General features: G+C 63.7%; 13 protein-coding genes and 1 tRNA gene. 7 read left to right on the plus strand and 7 right to left on the minus strand.

What is annotated here, in order from left to right:
* Positions 1 to 2 precede the first annotated feature (2 nt).
* The 3 genes from EDD77_RS03335 to EDD77_RS03345 all read right to left on the minus strand — a co-directional run bounded on the left by EDD77_RS03335 (position 3) and on the right by EDD77_RS03345 (position 2,194).
* Entirely contained in the window at positions 3 to 1,064 is a 1,062-nt protein-coding gene (locus EDD77_RS03335; RefSeq protein ID WP_058965883.1) for a V0D/AC39 family V-type ATPase subunit, read from the minus strand.
* A gap of 3 nt (positions 1,065 to 1,067) precedes the next feature.
* The gene (locus tag EDD77_RS03340; protein ID WP_058965885.1) at positions 1,068 to 1,394 is read right to left on the minus strand and encodes a hypothetical protein; all 327 of its coding nucleotides are present in this window, start codon (positions 1,392 to 1,394) and stop codon (positions 1,068 to 1,070) included.
* Positions 1,395 to 1,681: 287 nt separating this feature from the next.
* Positions 1,682 to 2,194, minus strand: coding sequence for a GNAT family N-acetyltransferase (locus EDD77_RS03345; RefSeq protein ID WP_058965887.1), 513 nt, complete (start codon positions 2,192 to 2,194; stop codon positions 1,682 to 1,684).
* Positions 2,195 to 2,327: 133 nt separating this feature from the next.
* Between EDD77_RS03345 and EDD77_RS03350 the strand changes: the two genes are divergently transcribed.
* Both EDD77_RS03350 and EDD77_RS03355 read left to right on the plus strand, forming a co-directional pair.
* A complete protein-coding gene (locus EDD77_RS03350; protein ID WP_058965889.1) occupies positions 2,328 to 3,461 on the plus strand; it encodes an exonuclease SbcCD subunit D in 1,134 nt (377 codons plus the stop codon).
* Positions 3,458 to 6,652, plus strand: a complete 3,195-nt coding sequence (locus tag EDD77_RS03355; protein WP_132587308.1) for an AAA family ATPase — start codon at positions 3,458 to 3,460, stop codon at positions 6,650 to 6,652. Before EDD77_RS03350 ends, EDD77_RS03355 begins: the two co-directional genes overlap by 4 nt.
* A 79-nt stretch (positions 6,653 to 6,731) precedes the next feature.
* On the opposite strand, the gene EDD77_RS03360 is transcribed toward EDD77_RS03355, so the two are convergent.
* A complete protein-coding gene (locus EDD77_RS03360; RefSeq protein WP_058965893.1) occupies positions 6,732 to 7,955 on the minus strand; it encodes a 6-phosphofructokinase in 1,224 nt (407 codons plus the stop codon).
* 190 nt (positions 7,956 to 8,145) lie between these two features.
* Here EDD77_RS03360 and EDD77_RS03365 point away from each other — a divergent pair, with 190 nt between their 5' ends.
* Positions 8,146 to 9,108 (plus strand): DUF4349 domain-containing protein, encoded by a 963-nt coding sequence (locus tag EDD77_RS03365; RefSeq protein ID WP_058965894.1) that lies wholly within the window; start codon positions 8,146 to 8,148, stop codon positions 9,106 to 9,108.
* A gap of 152 nt (positions 9,109 to 9,260) precedes the next feature.
* On the plus strand, positions 9,261 to 10,949 hold the full coding sequence (locus tag EDD77_RS03370) for a hypothetical protein (RefSeq protein WP_058965896.1): 1,689 nt from the start codon (positions 9,261 to 9,263) through the stop codon (positions 10,947 to 10,949).
* A 78-nt stretch (positions 10,950 to 11,027) separates the two neighbouring features.
* On the opposite strand, the gene EDD77_RS03375 is transcribed toward EDD77_RS03370, so the two are convergent.
* From EDD77_RS03375 to EDD77_RS03385, 3 genes are all read right to left on the minus strand, one after another.
* Positions 11,028 to 12,164 (minus strand): aldo/keto reductase, encoded by a 1,137-nt coding sequence (locus EDD77_RS03375; RefSeq protein WP_058965897.1) that lies wholly within the window; start codon positions 12,162 to 12,164, stop codon positions 11,028 to 11,030.
* 137 nt (positions 12,165 to 12,301) lie between these two features.
* Positions 12,302 to 14,128, minus strand: a complete 1,827-nt coding sequence (gene typA / locus EDD77_RS03380; RefSeq protein ID WP_058965899.1) for a translational GTPase TypA — start codon at positions 14,126 to 14,128, stop codon at positions 12,302 to 12,304.
* Between the two features lie 140 nt (positions 14,129 to 14,268).
* Positions 14,269 to 16,812, minus strand: a complete 2,544-nt coding sequence (locus EDD77_RS03385; protein WP_058965901.1) for a YfhO family protein — start codon at positions 16,810 to 16,812, stop codon at positions 14,269 to 14,271.
* A 160-nt stretch (positions 16,813 to 16,972) separates the two neighbouring features.
* Between EDD77_RS03385 and EDD77_RS03390 the strand changes: the two genes are divergently transcribed.
* The 3 genes from EDD77_RS03390 (at position 16,973) to ruvA (ending at position 18,693) form a co-directional block, all read left to right on the plus strand.
* Positions 16,973 to 17,048 (plus strand) — tRNA-Val (locus EDD77_RS03390).
* A 511-nt stretch (positions 17,049 to 17,559) separates the two neighbouring features.
* Positions 17,560 to 18,057, plus strand: a complete 498-nt coding sequence (gene ruvC / locus EDD77_RS03395) for a crossover junction endodeoxyribonuclease RuvC (protein WP_058965903.1) — start codon at positions 17,560 to 17,562, stop codon at positions 18,055 to 18,057.
* A gap of 33 nt (positions 18,058 to 18,090) precedes the next feature.
* Positions 18,091 to 18,693 carry a Holliday junction branch migration protein RuvA gene (ruvA, locus tag EDD77_RS03400; RefSeq protein ID WP_058965906.1) on the plus strand — a complete coding sequence of 201 codons (603 nt, stop codon included), beginning with the start codon at positions 18,091 to 18,093 and terminating at the stop codon, positions 18,691 to 18,693.
* Positions 18,694 to 18,730 lie beyond the last annotated feature (37 nt).

The raw sequence follows: 18,730 nt of genomic DNA on the forward strand, positions 1-18,730 counted from the left end.
GTTCAGTCGCCCACGCCCACCAGCAGGGGGGCGATCTTTTCCGGCGGCAGGTGGTAGCGCACGCCCTCGATAATGTGGGTCAGGTTGGTCAGCTCGTTTTCCGCCAGAAAGATGTAGCAGAACAGCACCACGCTGGGATCGGTGGAAAAGCGCAGTTTTTTCAGATGCCAGCGGTAGTCCAGCCGCTGCACCGCGTCCTCCACACGGGTGAAGGACGAGCCGAAAACCTCCCGTGCATAGGGGGTGCGGGCCAGCCGGTGCACAAAGTCCTCGCAGTCCGCCGCGTCCATCAGGTAAAGCAGCTGTTTCTGGCTCATGTTGCTGTACCCCACCGCCAGCCGGGGCAACAGATAGGCCCGGTCGGCGCCGGTCATCTGTTTGAGCCGATACATGTAGACGATGGCGGCAAGGTCGCTCTTGCGGCGCAGCAGGTAGTCCATATCCTTTTTGGCGGCGCCGTGCAGCTTTTTCGCCACCAGCTCCTCCATGGTGTTGTAGATCAATTGATCCAGCGCGGCCTGCACCTGCAAAACGCCGTCCTTATCCAGCACAAAGCCCGCTTTCTCGCAGAAGCTCAGAAGAATGGGGTGGTAAACCGTGCCCTCCACCACGGCGGTGAGCCCCGCCAGATCCCGGGCGGCGGCCAGCGCGGCGGCATCCAGCTTGGAATGGCGGCGGATAAATTCCGGTATCTGATACAGCCGCAGCGTCTCGCTGCCGGGGGCGGCCAGCTCCTGCAGCCGGTTGGCAAGCGCCCGAACCTCCGCCTTTAAAATAAAGTAGCGGTAAAAATCGTGGCCGATGTTCATCTCGTACCGGCACAGCGCCGCGTACTGGTCGAACAGATTCTGCCGCAGCCGAACCTCCAGCTCCGCCCGGCGTACCCGGGTGGGGTCCGCGCCCTCCAGTGCGCGGGCATAGGCGGTGCGGCTTTTTAAATAGGTGATCACCTCCGGCAGATCCCGGCAGTTCATCAGCTGCTGGTAATCCTGCCCGGTGAGGCGGCGGCCGTAAAGCGCGCGGCTTTTGGCCAGAATGGCGTTGGAGGCCTGCGTGTTGCCCATGGCTTACGCCTCCCGCCCCAGCACCCGGTCGGTGATGGTTTTCACCCATTCCTCCCGCTTGTCCGCCCGAAGCTGCTCCATCCGGCTGAGGGCCTGCTGTTTGCCGGCCTCCAGTTTGGCCAGGCGTTCGTCAGCCCGGTTTTTTTCCCCGGCGGAAAAGGCGTCCACCCGGGTGCGCATGGCGGCCATGATCTCGGCCTCCTGAGTGCGGGCTGCCTCGGTCAGGCGGGTCTGGGCGCCGCGCCGGTATTCCTCGGTGGCCTGGGTGCGCAGCCGCTCCTCCTCATCCATCTTTAAAATTGCCCGCAGCAGTTCGTTGGTGGCATTCATGCTAAGAGCTCCTTTCCCGCAGCAAAGGGCGAGGGCCGGGCCAAAACTGGGCCCGGCCCGTGGCCCGAAGGGCCGCGTTTGCGATGAAATTTTGATACTATTATAACGCTTTTTGAAGGGTGGAGCAATGGGCATTTAAACAAATTAACTAAAAAATATTCTACACTTTTGAGAAACAATGGTTTAATATATGGCGTTTGCCATAAAATATACGCCGCCGTTTTACCTGAAAAGGAAAAAACGGCGGCGTGAATCTGCCATGGAAAAACAGGGCGCGCCGGTGGGGATCACAGCTCGATCCAGTACCGCTGAATGGTGATGTTGCCCATGAGCAGCTCGTCCTGCAAAACCGCACCACAGTGCAGCATGGTGCGGGCCGAGGCCACGTTCTGCTTTTCGCAGGTGAGCATCACCCGGGCAAGGCCCAGCCGGCGGCATTCCTCCAGCGCGAGCGAAAGGATGGCGGTGGCATAGCCCCGGCGGCGCAAAGCGGGGCGCACGCTGTATCCGATGTGGCCGCAGTACCGGCGCAGATAGTCGTTCAGCCGGTGGCGGATGTCCACCATGCCCACCAGCTGCGGCCCGTCGAAGGCCAGAAATACACTGGTGGCCACGCAGCCGGGGCGGGCGGTCTCGTCCCGGGAATTGTCGGCCAGAAGGGCCATCCACTCGTCAAAGCCGCTGCACCAGGCAAGGCCCGCCGAGCCGTCGATGGAGTCGCCGCTGTTCAAAAATTCCCGCCGGTAGTCTTCCACCAGCTGCCGATGCTCCGGCCGGGGTGCTTCCAAGCGCAGTTCCATCCATTCGCTCCCGCCTTTCCTTTATGGTTTGCCCCTATGGTAGCACAGGGCGGCGGGGCTTTCAAGTGGGCGGCAGCTCTGGTATAATCAAGGCAGGCCCGCGATATGCGGCGCCAAAGAAAGGCAAAGAACCATGAAATTTCTGCATTTATCCGATCTGCATCTGGGGCGAAGGCTCTGCGAAGTGGATCTTTACGAGGATCAGCGCCACATTCTGAACCAGTGCCTTGCCATGGCAACCGAGCACCGGGTGGACGGCGTGCTGGTGGCGGGCGATGTGTACGACCGCAGCGTGCCCACCGTGGGCGCGGTGGCGCTGCTGGACGAATTTCTCACCGGCCTGTGCCGGGCGAAGATTCCGGTGTATCTGATCAGCGGCAACCACGACAGCGCCGACCGGCTGGGCTTTGGCAGCCAGCTGCTGAAAGCGGGCGGGGTGCATCTGGCGGCGGTGTTTTCCGGCGGGCTGGAGCACTATGTGCTGGAGGATGAATTCGGCCCGGTGCATCTGTGGGCGCTGCCCTTCATCCGGCCCAGCCAGGTGCGGGCCGCTCTGCCGGAGGAAACCATCGAAAGCTATACCGACGCGGTGGCCGCTCTGATCCGGGCCGCCGGGCCGGATTTTTCCGCCCGTAATCTGATCATGGCCCACCAGTTTGTCACCAGCGGGGGAAAGAGCCCCGAGACCTGCGATTCCGAGACGCTGAACCTGGGCACGCTGGACAACGTGGACGCGGCGGCGTTCGAGGGTTTTGACTATGTGGCGCTGGGGCACATCCATGGGCCCCAGAAGGTGGGGGCGGAGCACATCCGCTACTGCGGCTCGCCGCTGGCTTACTCGGTGAGCGAGGTACGCCACCATAAGGGGGCGGTGCTGGTGGAGCTGGGCGAAAAGGGAAATGTGCACTGGCAGGCGTTGCCCTTTGCGCCGCTGCGGCCGCTGCGCCGGGTGCAGGGCCCGCTGGAGGAGCTGATCGCAAGCGCCGAGCCGGGCTGCAGGGATTTTGTGCATGCGGTGCTCACTGACCAGCAGATTCCCCCCAACGCTGCCGCCCGGATGCGCAGCGTGTACCCCAATCTGGTCAAGCTGGAGCTTGCACCCCAGCTGCAGCCACGGCAGGCGGAGGCCCGGCAGCGGGCAAGGCAGCTGCAGCGGGCGGGCCTTTTGGACCAGTTCGCGGATTTTTATCAGTCGGTGCACGGCCGTCCGCTCAGTGAAGAGGAACAGGCGGTGCTGGAGCCGGTTTGCCGGGAGGTGGAAGCATGAGACCAATGACCCTGACTCTGACCGCCTTCGGCGCCTACGCTGGCAGTCAGACGGTGGATTTTGAAGCCGCCGGTGCAGGCGGGCTGTTTCTGGTTACCGGCGACACCGGCGCGGGCAAGACCACCCTGTTTGACGGGGTGTGCTATGCCCTGTTCGGCAAGCTCACCGGCCGGGTGCGCAGCGAGAAGATGATCCGCAGCGACTATGCGGACGACACGCTGGAAACCAGCGCTCAGCTCACCTTCTCTCACCGGGGGCAGGTATGGCGCATCTGGCGCCGCCCCGCCCAGACCCGGCGCAAAAAGCGGGGCGAGGGCACCCGGGAGATCACGGCGGACGCACTGCTGGAACGCCTGGAGGGCGAAACCGCCATCCCGGTGGCCGAGGGCAAGGAAAAGGTGGACGCGGCAGTGGAGGAGCTGCTGGGCATTCAGGTGGACCAGTTCCGCCAGATTGCCATGATCGCCCAGAACCAGTTTGCCGAGCTGCTGAACAAATCCGGCCGGGATCGCAGCGCCATTTTGCGGCAGGTGTTCGCCACCGAGCGGTGCGACGCACTGCAGACGCGGCTGAAGGAGATGGCCTCCGCCAGCCGGGCCGAGACGGAAAAGCAGGTGGATTCCCTGCGCCAGTATCTGGCGGGGTTGCGTCTGCCCGAAATGGAGGAAGGGCAACCGCCCCAGCCGGAAGCGGCGGAGCTGGCCGAGCTGCTGGCGGACGAGGGCTGCGTCTGGCGCAGCGCCCGGGTGCTGGAGCTGGCGGAGCACATCTGTCAAATGGACGAAAGCGAACTGGCCGGGCTGGATGAACAGATTGCCGGGCTGGACGAGACCATCAAGCAGAGCGCCGGTCTGCTGCAAAGCGCCCGGGAAGCCGCCCGGCGCCAGCAGCAGCTGGCGGAGCTGGAAAAGCGGTTGGCGGAGCAGCGCGCCGCCGAGCCTGAACAGCTGACGGCGCAGGCCCGGCTGAAGCAGTGGGAGACCGCCGCCCGGCTGGCCCCGGTGTGGGACGGCAGCGAAAAAGCCCGGCTGGCGGCGCAGCAGGCCGAGCGGCTGTATGAGCAGGCGAGCGACCGGCTGGCGCAGCTGAATGCTCAGGGGCCCCGGTGGGCGCAGGCCCGGGAACAGTTGAATGCAGACCAGCAGACCGCCGCCCGGCTGACCGTTCAGCTGGAACGGCAGGCCGAAGCCCTTCAGCAGTACGACCGGATGGAGCAGGCGAAGGCGGAGCAGATGGCCTGCGAGCAGGAGCTGGAGCGGCTGCAAACGGCGCAGCAGCAGGCCCAGACGCTGGAAGAGCAGCAGGCGGCCGCGCTGGAAAAAACACAGGCGCTGGCGGACAGTCTGCCCGCGGCCCTCGCCGCCGCCCAGACAGCGCAAAAGGAGCTGGAACGCTGGCAGCAGGCCCGGAAAACGCTGGCGGAGGTGCGCCGGCAGATGCAGGAGCTGGTGAAGCTGCAAAAGCAGGAGCAGGCCGCCCGCCAGACGCTGCAGCAGGCAAGCGACGCGCTGGACGGGGCCCAGCAGGCTTACATGAGCGCGGATCAGCTGTACCGGCGGGATCAGGCGGGGCTGCTGGCCCGAGAGCTCACCCCGGGCAAGCCCTGCCCGGTGTGCGGCAGTGTGCATCATCCCAGCCCGGCCCGGGGCGTGACCGGCGCGCCGGACAAGGAACAGCTGGAAGCGCTGGCCACTGCCATGGAAACCGCCCGCAATGCCTATAACGATGCGCTGCAAACCAGCAGCACCCTCACGGCGCAGGCGGGCAGCGCCCGGGAGCAGTACATCCGGCTTGCCCGGCAGGCGCTGGCGGAGCTGGAGCAGGAGCTGCCCCCGCCGGAGGATGTGAAGGCCCTTTCCCGGCTGGTGCTGGACTGGGATGGCCGACTGGATCAGCTGCTGGAACAGGCCGAGGCTCTGGGGCAGCAGCGGCAGGCGGCGGTGGAAGCCGCCGGTGCGGCGGTCAATCAGCTGGTCGGCGACCGGGAAGCACTGGAAGCGACCCGCCGGCAGCGCAGCGAACTGCGGGAGCAGCAGGCGAAAGCCGCCGCCCGGCGGGATTCGGCCGCGCGGCGGGCAGCTGAATTGCAGGCCGCTCTGCCCCAGGCCAGCCGGGCCGAGGCGGAAGCGACTCTTTCCGCCCTGAAGCAGCAGCAAAAGCAGCTGGATGCGAGCATCAGGCAAACACAGCAGGCGCTGGAGAAATACCAGCAGCTGCTGGCCGCGGCCGAAAGCCTGCAAAAGGAACGGCAGAACACCCGGGAGCAGGCGGCCGACGAGGCCCGGCAGGCTGCCGGGCACTGGGAGCAGGCGCTGGCGGAAAGCGGAATGGACGCGGATGCCTTTGCCGCCGCACGGCACACCGAAGAGGAAATCGACCGGCTGCGCACGGAGCTGGAGCAGGCACGCAGAGCCCGGCAGGAGACTGAAGCCCTGTACAACCAGCTACGCGAGCAGCAGAAAAGCGCCCCGGTCTCCGGCTGCGTGCCTGGGCAGCTGGAACAGGCGATGGAAGAGCAGGAGCAGCGGCGGAAGGCCCTGAACGACGCCCGCACCCGCATAACCGGGCGGCTGAACGCCAACCGGAGCACCATGGCGGACGTGCGCACCGCGGGCCAGCGGCTGGAAAAGGCCCAGCAGCGCCAGCAGCTGATTCAGCAGCTGGACGCCACCGCCAACGGCAAGCTGTCCGGCGGGCTGGGCAAGCAGAAGTTTGAGCAGTATGTGCTGGCCACCTACTTTGCAGATGCGGTGGAAGCGGCCAACCAGCGGCTGTTTGCCATGACCGGCGGGCGCTATCAGCTGGAATGCCACCAGATGACCGCCGCCGAAACTCAGGCGGCGCTGGATCTGGATGTGCTGGACAACTACACCGGCAAGCTGCGCAGCGTGGGCAGCCTTTCCGGCGGCGAGACCTTCCAGGCGGCGCTGGCACTGGCGCTGGGCCTGTCCGACGTGATTCAGAACTATGCCGGCGGCGTGGAGCTGGACGTGCTGTTTGTGGACGAGGGCTTCGGCACGCTGGACGCCGAAAGTCTGGAGCAGGCGGTGGCCACCCTGCACAGTCTGGTGCAGGGCCGGCGGATGGTGGGCATCATCAGCCATGTGCCGGAGCTGAAAAGCCGCATCGAGAATCAGCTGGTGGTCACCAAGACCCCCGGCGGCAGCACCGTGGCCCTGCGCAGGCTGTGAGCCGTGCAGGCAAAGCAAAACAGAAAAACACCCCCAACCGGCCGGTTGGGGGTGTTTTGTGGTTTGGGGGAAAGGCTGCTTACAGCCGGGTGTGCAGGGGCACGCCGCTCACATAGATGGGGATCTGCTCGCCCTGAATCAGGGGCCGGGCATAAGCCTCGAAGGAACCGTTCACCTGCATGCCGTCCGGAGCAATCCAGCTGGCGGGGATGGTCTTTTCCTTGTTGGCCACGGCCTGCACGTCCACGGTCTCGCAGTCCGCCACATAGGGGGCGTCCTGACGGCGAACCAGCGCGCTCATCCGGCCGGTCTGGCCCTGAACGGCGGCCTGCACGGCCATGCCGCCTACCTGATAGGCCTCGTTCACGTCGATGCGGCTGGTCAGGTGGCTGGCGCACCGCTGCAGGGTGGACAGCTCGATGGCCCGGGTCTTGCAGCCCAGATGATGGCGAATCAGGCCCTCCAGATACCGGCTGGTGCCGGACAGGGTGACCTTGTGGCCGAAGGCGTCCACCGCACCGTCGCCGCCTGCCAGATCACACAGGAAGGCGCCGTCCTTGCGGCGCACACCTTCGCTGGCGGCGATCACGATGTTGTTTTTCTCCCTGCGCAGCTCATCCACGCGGCGCAGGAACAGCTCCTCGCTGAAGGGAACCTCCGGCAGCAGGATCAGGTCCGGGCCATCGCAGTCCGCGCCCTTGGAAAGGCTGGCGGAGGCTGCCAGCCAGCCCGCGTGGCGGCCCATGATCTCGGTCACGGTCACGCTCTTCAGGTCGTACACGTTGGAATCCCGGATGATCTCCTTCATCACGGTGGCGATGTACTTGGCCGCGCTGCCAAAGCCGGGGGTGTGGTCGGTGAGCATCAGGTCGTTGTCGATGGTCTTGGGCACACCGATGAACCGGATGGGGCTGCCGATGCGGCTGCCGTAGGCGGCCAGCTTGGCAATGGTGTCCATGCTGTCGTTGCCGCCGATGTAGAGCACCGCGTCGATCTGATAACGCTCGAACAGGCGGAACAGCGTCTGGTATACGCCTTCGTCCTGCTCGGGGGTGGGCAGCTTGTACCGGCAGCTGCCCAGATAGGAGGAGGGGGTGCGCTTGAGCAGCTCGATGTTCAGCGCGCTGCCCAGCAGCTGGTCCAGATCCAGCAGCTTTTCTGCCAGCAGGCCCTCGATGCCGTAGTGCATGCCGTAAATGCGCCCGGCGCCGCAGGCACGAGCGGTTTCATACACGCCCGCCAGGCTGGAATTGATCACCGCGGTGGGGCCGCCGCTCTGCCCCACCAGAAAATTCATACCCATCAAAAATACACTTCCTTCTTCAAAAAGCGGGGCACCCGTTCGCCCCCTTGTGACACAACGCCTTTTATTGTATCTTATTTATAGAAGAGCTGCAATAATCCCCCCGGCAATTTCGTATAAGGGTCAGACAGGCAACATTCTTTGCATGGAAAACTTGGTGGTTTTGCCAAAAAACAAGGAGGGAACACAGATGAAGCACAGGAAGAAATGGATCGCCGCGGCGCTTGCCGCCGCCCTTTTCACCGGCCTGTTCACCGGGTGCGGGGGAGCATCCGGCGCAACGGCCACCAGTACCGCTGCCGTGCAGGAGATCGCACAGGGCAGCGGGGAAGCCGGTGCGGTGGCCGATACCGCCAACGGAACCGGCGGCCAGACCAGCCTGGATTCCGGCGCGCTCACCCCGCAGGACAGCCGCAAGATCATCTACAACGCCACCCTCTGGCTGGAGACAAAACAATACGATCAGGCCAGCGCCGCCCTGCTGGAAGCGGCCAGTCAGGCGGGGGCCTATGTGCAGAGCAGCGAGACCAGCGGCAGCGCCGAGCGGGGCGACCGCAGCGTGTATTACACCCTGCGCGTGCCGGCGGAGCATTACAGCGAATTTCTGAACGCGGCGGGGCAGGCCGCCAACCTTACCCGGCGCAGCGAGTCCACTCAGGACGTGACCGCCGAATACGTAGATCTGGAGGCCCGGCTGGCCAGCCTGGAGCAGCAGCGCCAGCGGCTGGATGAGCTGGCCGCCAAGGCCGAAAATCTGGAGGATCTTCTGGCCATCGAGAACCAGCGCACCCAGGTGCAGTACGAGATCGAAAGCTACACCGGCCAGATGAACGTTCTGAAGGATCAGATTGCATACAGCACGGTGGAGGTCTATCTGGACGAGGTCACCGAGCTCACCCCCCAGAGCCCCAGCTTTGTCAGCCGGGTGGGCTCCGCCTTCCGGGGCAGCTGGAACGGCTTTGTGGCCGTGGTGCAGGAGCTGGTGATCGGGCTGATCTACCTGCTGCCCTTCCTGGTGGTGGCGGCTGTGGTGATTGTCGTGGTGGTTCTGCTGGCCCGGCGGGCGGCGAAAAAGCATCCCCGGCCCTCCGCACAAAAGCAGCCCGGCACAGACGGCGCAAACCAGCCCCCGAAATACACCCAGATGAAATAACCGTATAAAACGCGCAATGCCCCGGCGGGTTGCCAGCTTCCGGCCCGCCGGGGCATTTTTGCGCCCATGCCAACTTTTGGGGCGGAAATTCCCGCCGCTGTGTGCTATAATAAAAAATACGCATAAATTGTAGAAAAAGGCGGAAACGATCCATGCGAACCAAAACCATTCGATACGAGCTTGTCACCGGCCTTGCCTGCGCCGGGCTGGTGCTGCTGCTTTGCGCGCTGCCCTTTGCCAGCCGGGATCTGGTGGCCGGGCACGACAGCGTGTTCCACATTCTGCGGCTGGAGGGGCTGGCCGCTGCGCTGGGCGGGCATTCCAGCCTGCCGGTGCGCATCTATTCGCTGATGCTGGGCGGCTACGGCTACGCCAGCGGCCTGTTCTATCCGGATCTGTTTCTGTATCCGGCGGCGCTGGCCCGGGTGGCGGGCCTTGGGCCGGAGCTGGCCTTCAAATTTTTGATGTTGGGCTGTGTGGCGGCTCAGTGCGTCACCAGCTATTTTGCCGGGCGAGCCATCACCAAAAAGCACTTCGGCGGCTGTTTATTGATGGTGCTGTACGGCCTGTGCCACTATCACTTTACCAACCTTTACATCCGCAGCGCGGTGGGCGAGGTGCAGGCCATGGTGTTCCTGCCGCTGGTGGTCTGGGGCCTGTGGGATTTAACCGAGGAGGGGGCCAAACGCCCCTGGGTGCTTTGGCTGGGCTTCACCGGCCTTGTGCTCAGTCATACGGTGAGTCTGGCATTGGCGGGCCTGCTGGCCATTGTGTGGGTGCTGGTACGGCTGCCCCGGGTGCTGAACCGCCGGGCGATTTTGAGCGGTCTGGGCGCTGCGGGGGCCTGCCTTCTGGTAAGCTGCTATTACTGGTTGCCCATGATGGAGCAGTTTGCCAGCGACAAGTTCGCCGTCACCGAAGAGCCTTTGACCCAGGTTTCCTGGAACACGGTGAATCTGGCCGGGCTGTTTACCCCGAACAATTACATGGGCCTTGGGCTCACCGGCATGGTGAGCATTCTGGTTGTGGTGGCTCTGCTGCTGAGCCCATTGGGGCGGCGCAGCGGCGCACGCCGGGCTGCCGGGGTTTTTCTGGCGGTGGGCGTGGTGCTCACGGTTCTGGTGCTGCCTTTCGTGCCCTGGAGTATGCTGGACGATACCCTTCTCAACAGCATCCAGTTCCCTTGGCGGCTCAACGCCTTCGGTCAGCTGGCGGTGTGCCTGGCGCTTACCCTGCTGCTGGCGGGGCTTGACTCCCGCCGGGCCCGGGTGCTGGTGCTGGCGGCGGCCTTCGCGGTGGGGGCGGCGGATCTGGCGGTCAGCGCCACCCAGTTCCCCGAGCAGGTGAACTACCCCTCCAACTACTTCACCAGCCAGCGGGGCGAAACCTTCTATCTGGTGGGTGCCGAGTGGGTGCCCGCCGGGGTGGACGCCAAAGCCTTCGCCTTTGAGCCGGGCGCTCAGTACAGCAACACCTCCGGTGTTTACACCGGCAATTATCTGCCGAATGGCGACTTTGTGTTCGACTTTGACGGCCAGGTATCCGGCCCCTACGGTATCCCCAAGCTGTGGTACAAGGGCTATTCTGCCATCCTCACCCCGGCGGACGGCAGCGAACCCATCCAGCTGGAGCTGCACAAGGACGGCGGCGGTCGGGTGGAGCTGACCATGCCGGAGAATGCCCCGGCGGGTCAGGTGCGGGTGAGCTACACCGGCACCACGCTGCAGCACGTGTCGGACTGGGTGAGCGGCCTCAGTACGCTGGCGCTGGCCGCGGCAGCGGTCTGGCAGCTGGTGCGCACCCGCAGGGCAGGCAGCCGACAGGCGGCGCTGACCCGCTGATCGAAGCAAAAAGAAAAAAGAGCGCGGGCTCCCTTCCGCTGGAACGGGAGCCCGCGCTTTTTGATTTGCTTTCCAATATCATTCGGCGGGGGTGTCGAACTGGGCGCTCACCTGGGCCAGCAGCTGGCGGATGGGCAGATGCTGGGGGCAGGCGGCTTCGCACTGGCCGCAGCCGATGCAGTCCGCCGCTTTGCCGTGGCCGCCACGGGTGCATACGCCGTAATAGGTGGCGGCGCCCATGTCGTTGAACAGGTTCCGGCTGTTGGCGCAGGCAAACAGCTCGGGGATGGCAATGGCCTTGGGGCAGCCGTCCACGCAGTAGCGGCAGCCGGTGCAGCCGATGCTCTTCAGCCCGGCCAGCGCCGCCCGGGCGCCGTTCACCGCCTGCCATTCCCGGGGCGAAAGGGCCCGGAAGTCCCGGAACAGGCCCAGATTTTCCTCCATCTGGGCCGGGTCGCTCATGCCGCTGAGCACCATGCCCACGCCCGCGAAGCTGGCGGCGAAACGCAGGGCATAGCCGGCGGGGCTGCCCTCCATGCCGGCAAAGCTCTCGGCTGCCTGCGGAGGCAGGTTGGCCAGTGCGCCGCCCCGCACCGGCTCCATCACGATCACGGGCTTTTGAAAGCGGCGGCAGATCTCATACAGTACCCGGCTTTCCACACTGGGGCTGTCGTAGTCGGCGTAGTTGAACTGAATCTGCACCACCTCAATGTCCGGCTGCTCGGTGAGAATCTGCTCCAGCAGGGCGGGCTTGTCGTGGAAGGAGATGCCGATGTGCCGGATGTACCCTTCCTCCTTCAGCTGCCGGGCCACGGCGAAGGCGTTGCAGGCACAGTATTTGGGGTAGTAGTTGGCGTTCATGGCGTGCATCAGGTAGAAGTCAAAGTATTCCACCCCGCAGGCCTCCAGCTGGGAAAAGAACAGGGGACGGATCTCCTCCTCTCTTTTGAAAAAGCTGTTGGACAGCTTGTCTGCCAGCAGGTAACGCTCCCGGGGGTAGCGGCTGGTCAGGCAGTGGCGCAGGGCGGTTTCGCTTTTGCCGTTCAGGTAGCCGTGGGCGGTGTCGAAATAGCAGAAGCCTGCTGCCAGAAAATCGTCCACCATGCGGCAGGTCTTTTCAAAATCCACCTGACTGGTCGGGTCGGCGGCGGGGCCGGTAAGGGGCAGGCGCATGCAGCCGAACCCCAGTTTTTTGGTTCCAAACAGTTCTTCCATGGCAAAGAGCCCTCCGTTGCATTGAATTCTGTTTTCATCATAAAGCGGGGCAGGGGGCTTGTCAACGGGAAGAATACAAAAAGCCCCTGCGCCGGGTGGCACAGGGGCGGATGCTCGATTCAGAGAAGGGGAGCGGCTTAGCCGTTCTTCTTGCCCTTCAGCTGCTTCATGCGCATGTCGTGGTTCAGGATGCGCTTGCGGATGCGCAGGTTCTCGGGGGTAACCTCCAGCAGCTCGTCGGGAGCCAGGAACTCCAGGCAGGCTTCCAGGCTGAACTTGGAAACGGGAACCAGACGCAGGGCGTCGTCGGAACCGGAAGCACGGGTGTTGGTCAGGTGCTTGGTCTTGCAGACGTTCACGCTGATGTCCTCGCCGGTGGGGGTGTAACCGATGACCATGCCCTCGTAGACCTTCTCGCCCGGGGTCACGATCAGGGTGCCGCGCTGCTGGGCGTTGAACAGGCCGTAGGTCACGGCGTCGCCGGTCTCGAAGCTCACCAGGCTGCCGGTGCTGCGGCAGGTGATGTCGCCGCACCAGGCGTCGTAGCCGTCAAAAATGGTGTTCAGGATGCCCTCGCCGTGGGTATCGGTGAGGAACTGGCTGCGGTAGCCGAACAGGCCGCGGCTGGGCATACGGAACTCCAGACGCACGCGGGTACCGATGGGCTCCATCTGCTGCAGGATGGCCTTGCGGGAGCCCAGAGCGGTCATGACCGCGCCCTGATACTCGGTGGGGGTGTCGATGACAACGCGCTCGAAGGGCTCCATCAGCTGGCCGTCCTCCTCGTGGGTCAGAACCTTCGGGGGGCTGACCTGCAGCTCGTAGCCTTCGCGGCGCATGGTTTCGATCAGGATGGACAGGTGCATCTCGCCACGGCCCATTACGCGGAAGGAATCGCTGGTGGCGGAGTCCTCAACCTTCAGGGCCACGTCCTTCAGCAGCTCGCGCTGCAGGCGGTCGCGGATCTGGCGGCTGGTCACGAACTTGCCTTCGCGGCCGGCGAAGGGGCTGTCGTTTACGGCGAAGGTCATCTCCACGGTGGGATCGTTGATCTTCACGAAGGGCAGGGGCTCCACGTTGGCGGGATCGCACAGGGTGTTGCCGATGGTCACATCGGTGATGCCGGAGAAGGCGACAATATCGCCGGCAGAGGCTTCCTCGGCGGGCTCACGGCCATTGGCCTTGAACTCGTACAGCTTGGTGATGCGGCCCTTGATGGAAACGCTGGGGTCGTGCCAGTCGCAAACCTGCACGTCCTGACCAACCTTCATGCGGCCGTTCTGGATGCGGCCGATGCCGATACGGCCCACGAACTCGTTGTAGTCCACGCTGGAGCACAGCATCTGGAAGGGAGCGTCCGGGTCCCCCTCGGGGCCCTTCACGTATTCCAGAATGGTGTCGAACAGGGGCTTCAGGTCGGTGCCGGGCACATCCGGGCTGTAGCTGGCGGTGCCGGCGCGGCCGGAGCAGAACACCATGGGGCTGTCCAGCTGCTCGTCGGTGGCGCCCAGATCCATGAGCAGAAGCAGAACTTCGTCGATTACTTCCTTGATGCGGGCGTCGGGCCGGTCGATCTTGTTTACGGCGATGACCAGGTTCAGGTTCTGCTGCAGGGCCTTCTGCAGCACGAAACGGGTCTGGGGCATGCAGCCCTCGGCGGCATCCACCAGCAGCAGCACGCCGTTGACCATCTTCAGAACACGCTCAACCTCGCCGCCGAAGTCGGCGTGGCCCGGGGTGTCCACGATGTTGATCTTCACACCGTTGTACACAGTGGAGCAGTTCTTGGCCAGAATGGTGATGCCGCGCTCCCGCTCGATGTCGCCGGAGTCCATCACGCGCTCGGCCACCTGCTGATTTTCACGAAACGCGCCGCTCTGCTTCAGCATCTGGTCCACCAGGGTGGTTTTACCATGGTCAACGTGGGCGATGATGGCAATGTTGCGCAAATCTTTACGTTCCATATTGTTATCCTTTCTGAATTGGATCGCTAAGTTGGATCGCTTCTTATATAATTACATCTATTCGTAACCTTACCTATACTAAAGCAGGAAAAAAGGTTTGTCAAGAATATACAAATGATTTTTAACAGCATTGGGCGTTGTTACAAGGGTTTTTGGCTGCGGGGCCGGGCTTTCTGGGCTGTATGACCAAGGCGGCGCGCCGTCAGCCAGGCAGCTGCAGCGCCCAGGCTGCACAGGCTGACTGCCGTGCCGGCCTTCAGCCCGGCGGGGGTGAAGCAAAGGGTGACCTGATGCTCGCCGGGGGTGATCTGCGCGGTGAGCAGTGCGCCCCAGCCTGTGCCGGTGGATACCGGCTCACCGTCCACCAGCACCTGCCAGCCGGGCTCGGCGGGAATGCTGGTGAACAGGGTGGTGCAGCCCTGGGGCACCTGAATGGTTCCGCGCACAAGGCCGGGGGCAAAGGTCTCCACCTGAAGTCCCTGCTGCTGCAGGCGGGCGCAGGCATCGGCCAGTGCCCGGCTGTCCTCCACGGCGAAACTCCAGCCGCCCAGAGAAAGCGTGTCCGCCTGCGGGTGCAGTTCCACGGTGACCGTCTGGCCCGCCTGAACCGAACCCAGGCAAAGGGTGCCGTTGCTCTGCTGCAAAAGGGTCTGACCCGCCGCTTCGCCGTCCACAAGGACATCGGCTCCGCAGTACTGGTCGTACACCGGAAAGCTGGCATACAGCACGCCGGAGACCGGGGCGGTGAGAGAAAAACGCAGGGCGGCGTTTTCGCCGGTCACGGTGTAGTGCAGCCCGTCCGCCCCGGCTTCCATCCCCTGAACGGAGGGTTCTGTCTCAATGGAATGCAGAATGGCGGCATCCTCACCCAACAGGGTGTTGTAGACCTGATTCAGGTTGTCGAAAGGCCGGTCCAGTGCAAGCCGTGCACTGTCTGTGCCTGCCGCCGCGGTGACCAGCGGCAGGGCGCAGGGATTTTCCCACACATCGCCCTGCTGCTGCCATTGGCCGGAGGCTGTGCCGCCCAGCTGCCAGCGCAGGCCCAGCAGACTGGCGGTGCTCTGGGTCAGACCGTCGGCCCAGCTCATCCAGCCGCTGGTGCCGCTGCAGCCCAGAGCGCGCATCAGTTCATAGGTCGCTTCGGAATAGCTGCTGCTGTAGTGGCTCAGACCGTTGTAGTTCAGCAAAAAGGGCGTGTTCTGCCCGCCTTCGGCCAGCTGCATCCGGGCCGAGGGATCCTGCCCGCTGTATTCGTTCACGGTGGCCTGCCACTGCTCCGTCAGCTGAGGCAGGGTGGATGGAAATGGCTCAAAGGCTTCCAGCGCGGCCCAGCCGTTGGCCGCAAGCTCCGCCGTAAGGCAGAGTGCAGCCAGCAGCGCCGCTGCCCGCCGCCGGGGTATTGTGAGCAGCAGCACGGCAGCCGCCAGACAGCACAGAGCAAGTGCCGCTGCCCAGCCGGGAACCAGTTCCAGCCACCAGCCCGCGGCCAGCAGCAGCGCAACCAGATCGGGCGCAGCCCACCGGCGGATGGTGGACAGATGCTCCGCAAGCCCCTTGCCGCCCAACGCGGCCAGCTCCAGCAGGGTGAAGATGAACAGAAAGCTGTAACGGTAATTGAACCAGCTGGGGCTCTGGAAGCCATGCCACACAAGATCCGGCGCGCGCAGCCAGAAGCTGCACAGCAGGCAGACCATAAGCCCGCCGCCCGCCAGCTTCGGGCGCAGCGGGCCGGGGCGAAGAAAAAACAGTGCCGCCAGCACCAGAGGAAGGGTACCGCAAAAGATAAGCGGCAGCGTGTTGGTATCCTGCCCGGCGGGGTAGGCCCCCGCGAACAGCTGGCCCAGCAGCTGTGGAAAGGAGAAATTGGTGGAAAAGCCCCATTCCATGGCCGCCTGGGCCTTGCCCTGCCCCAGAGCCTTTGCCACCGGCAGCAGCATCCAGGCATTCAGCCCGCCTGCCAGCAGGCTGGCCAGCGCAAACCGCCCGGCGGCCCGCCCTTTGTGCCCGGCCGCGCTGCCCCCGGCAAGCCCGAAGAGAAAATAGAGCAGGGAATACAGGCAGAGCATCCAGCCGATGTAATAGCAGCAGAAGATTCCCGCCGCAAGGCTCAGCAGGTACAGCCAGGGGGAACGGCCGTCCAGAATGCGCCGGATGCCCCAGGCAATCAGCGGCAGAGCAATGAGAGCGTCCATCCACATGATGTTCTGGGAAAAGCCCAGCAGGTAACCGCTCAGCGCCCAGGCCCAGCTGAGCGGAACCGGGAGCCATCCGCCCACCCGGCGGCGCAGAAACAGATTCATCGAAAGCCCGGCGCAGCCCGCCTTGGCCAGGGTGAGCAGGGTCACGGCGGTGGGCATCTGGGCGGTGGGAAACAAAAGAACCAGAAAATTAAAAGGGCTGAACAGATAGTAGGCGGCCCAGCTGAGGGCCTCGCCGCCCAGAGCCTTGTGCCAGGTGTAAAACAGCCCCCGGCCGAACAGCTCGGAAAAGTCGGCCAGAAAATGGGAATACTGGCCGTCCATGTCTCCGAAGAACAGGCTGTTCGGCCCGAAGGGGGCCACGCCCCGGGTGGCATACAGCCCGGCCAGCAGCACCACAGGCACCAGTGCAGCGGAAAGAACGGGGCAAAGCCGGCGCAGCCGGAGGGCGGTGGGATGCCGGGAAGAAAGGGAAGGGGAATTCATATCGGTGCTCCTTTCCATGGGGCAGCGTGTATCTGCTGCGGCTAAGAAAAACCGGCAGAAAAGCGCCGGAACGGGAAAAATGAAAAAAGAAAAAATTTTTTCGGAAAAATGCTTGCAATTTGAAAAAAGATTCGATATAATAATCAAGCCGAAAGGACATGGACGGTTAGCTCAGCTGGTAGAGCATCTGCTTGACGTGCAGAGGGTCAGGGATTCGAGTTCCTTACCGTCCACCACACAGGGCGCTCAATCGAGCGTCCTGTTTTTTGTTTTATAGAATTTGAAAAGTGGCAGGAACTCGAATCCCGGAAGGGTGACCGCCGAACAGAAAATCTGCCGGTGGCAGGTTTTCCGGCGGGCTGCCGCGAAGGCCGGAAAGCCGAGCGGCGCGGGGCCGCCCGGTTGGGCGGGGCCGCACCGAGTTCCTTACCGTCCACCACACAGGGCGCTCAGTCGAGCGTCCTGTTTTTTGTTTTGCGTGCCGTTGGAAGCGGGGCAACGCCGTACAACGACCCGTTATGATACATCAATACTATGAAAACAGTATGAAATAAAAACGAAAAATCTGTCAGATTGAACCGGGGCGAGGAAACTGCCGCGTTTTCTCGCCCGGAAAACAGAAAAAGAGGGCAGGGCTCACCGGAGCCGCTGCCCTCTTTTTGTCCGGCGGGAGAACGCTTCCGCCGGTATTTGCTATTTTATAAAAAATATAGTATACTATATCGGTTAATATGGAGAGGTGTATCTATGCGAGTATTGGGCATCGACCCCGGTTATGCAATCGTGGGCTGGGGCGTGGTGGAATATGTGGGCAACCGGTTCACACCGGTGGCGTTCGGCGCGGTTACAACCGAGGCGGGCGTGCCCTTTGAACAGCGGCTGGACAAGGTGTATGAGGGCGTGTTGGATGTGATGACCACCTACAAGCCCGAGGCGCTGAGCATCGAGCAGCTGTTTTATCAGCACAACCAGACCACGGTGATCGGCGTGGCCGAGGCCAGAGGCGTGATTCTGCTGGCGGCGGCCAAGTGCGGCATCCCCATCTTTGAATACACCCCCATGCAGGTGAAGCAGGCGGTGACCGGCTACGGCAAGGCGGTGAAAAAGCAGGTGCAGGAGATGACCCGCATGATGCTCAAGCTGGAAAAGGTGCCAAAGCCGGACGATACCGCCGACGCACTGGGCATGGCCATCGCCCATTGCCATTGCAGCCGCAGCCGCCTGATGGGCACGCCGCTGCGCTGACCGAAGCGTTGAGAAAGCAACAGGAGGTTCCCGATGATTTATTGTCTGACCGGAAAACTTTTGAAAAAGACCCTGGACATGGTGGTTATTTCCTGCGCGGGAGTGGGCTATCTTGTGCAGGTGCCCGCGTCGGTGTCGTCGGCGCTGCCGGCCATCGGCCATGAGGTCACCCTTTATACCTATATGAATATCACCGAAAACGACGTGACCCTCTTCGGTTTTGCCACCGAGGAGCAGCAGGCCTGCTTCAAGATGCTCACCGCCGTGTCCGGCGTGGGCCCCAAGGTGGGGCTGGCGATTCTGAACGTGATGACCCCCGAGCGGATCACACTGGCCATCTCGGCCGGGGATCACAAGGCCTTTACCGCCGCCAACGGCGTGGGCCCCAAGCTGGCCCAGCGCATCGCGCTGGAGCTGAAGGACAAGGTGGGCAAGGGCCTGGCCGAGGGCGTCACGCTGGGCGATGTGAGCGGCGGCGGAGCACCGGCGGGCAACCTGAGCCAGGCCATCGCGGCCCTCACCAGCCTGGGCTACAGCCCCAGTGAGGCGGCCCAGGCAGTGGCCAAGGCCGACCCCTCCCTGCCGGTGGAGGAACTCATCAAGCTGGCGCTGCGCGGCATGGCGAAAGGAAGGTAACCTGTGGAAGAATACGAATTCGGCACACGGCTGGTCA

The sequence above is a fragment of the Allofournierella massiliensis genome, from assembly GCF_004345265.1.
Lineage (GTDB): Bacteria > Bacillota > Clostridia > Oscillospirales > Ruminococcaceae > Allofournierella > Allofournierella massiliensis.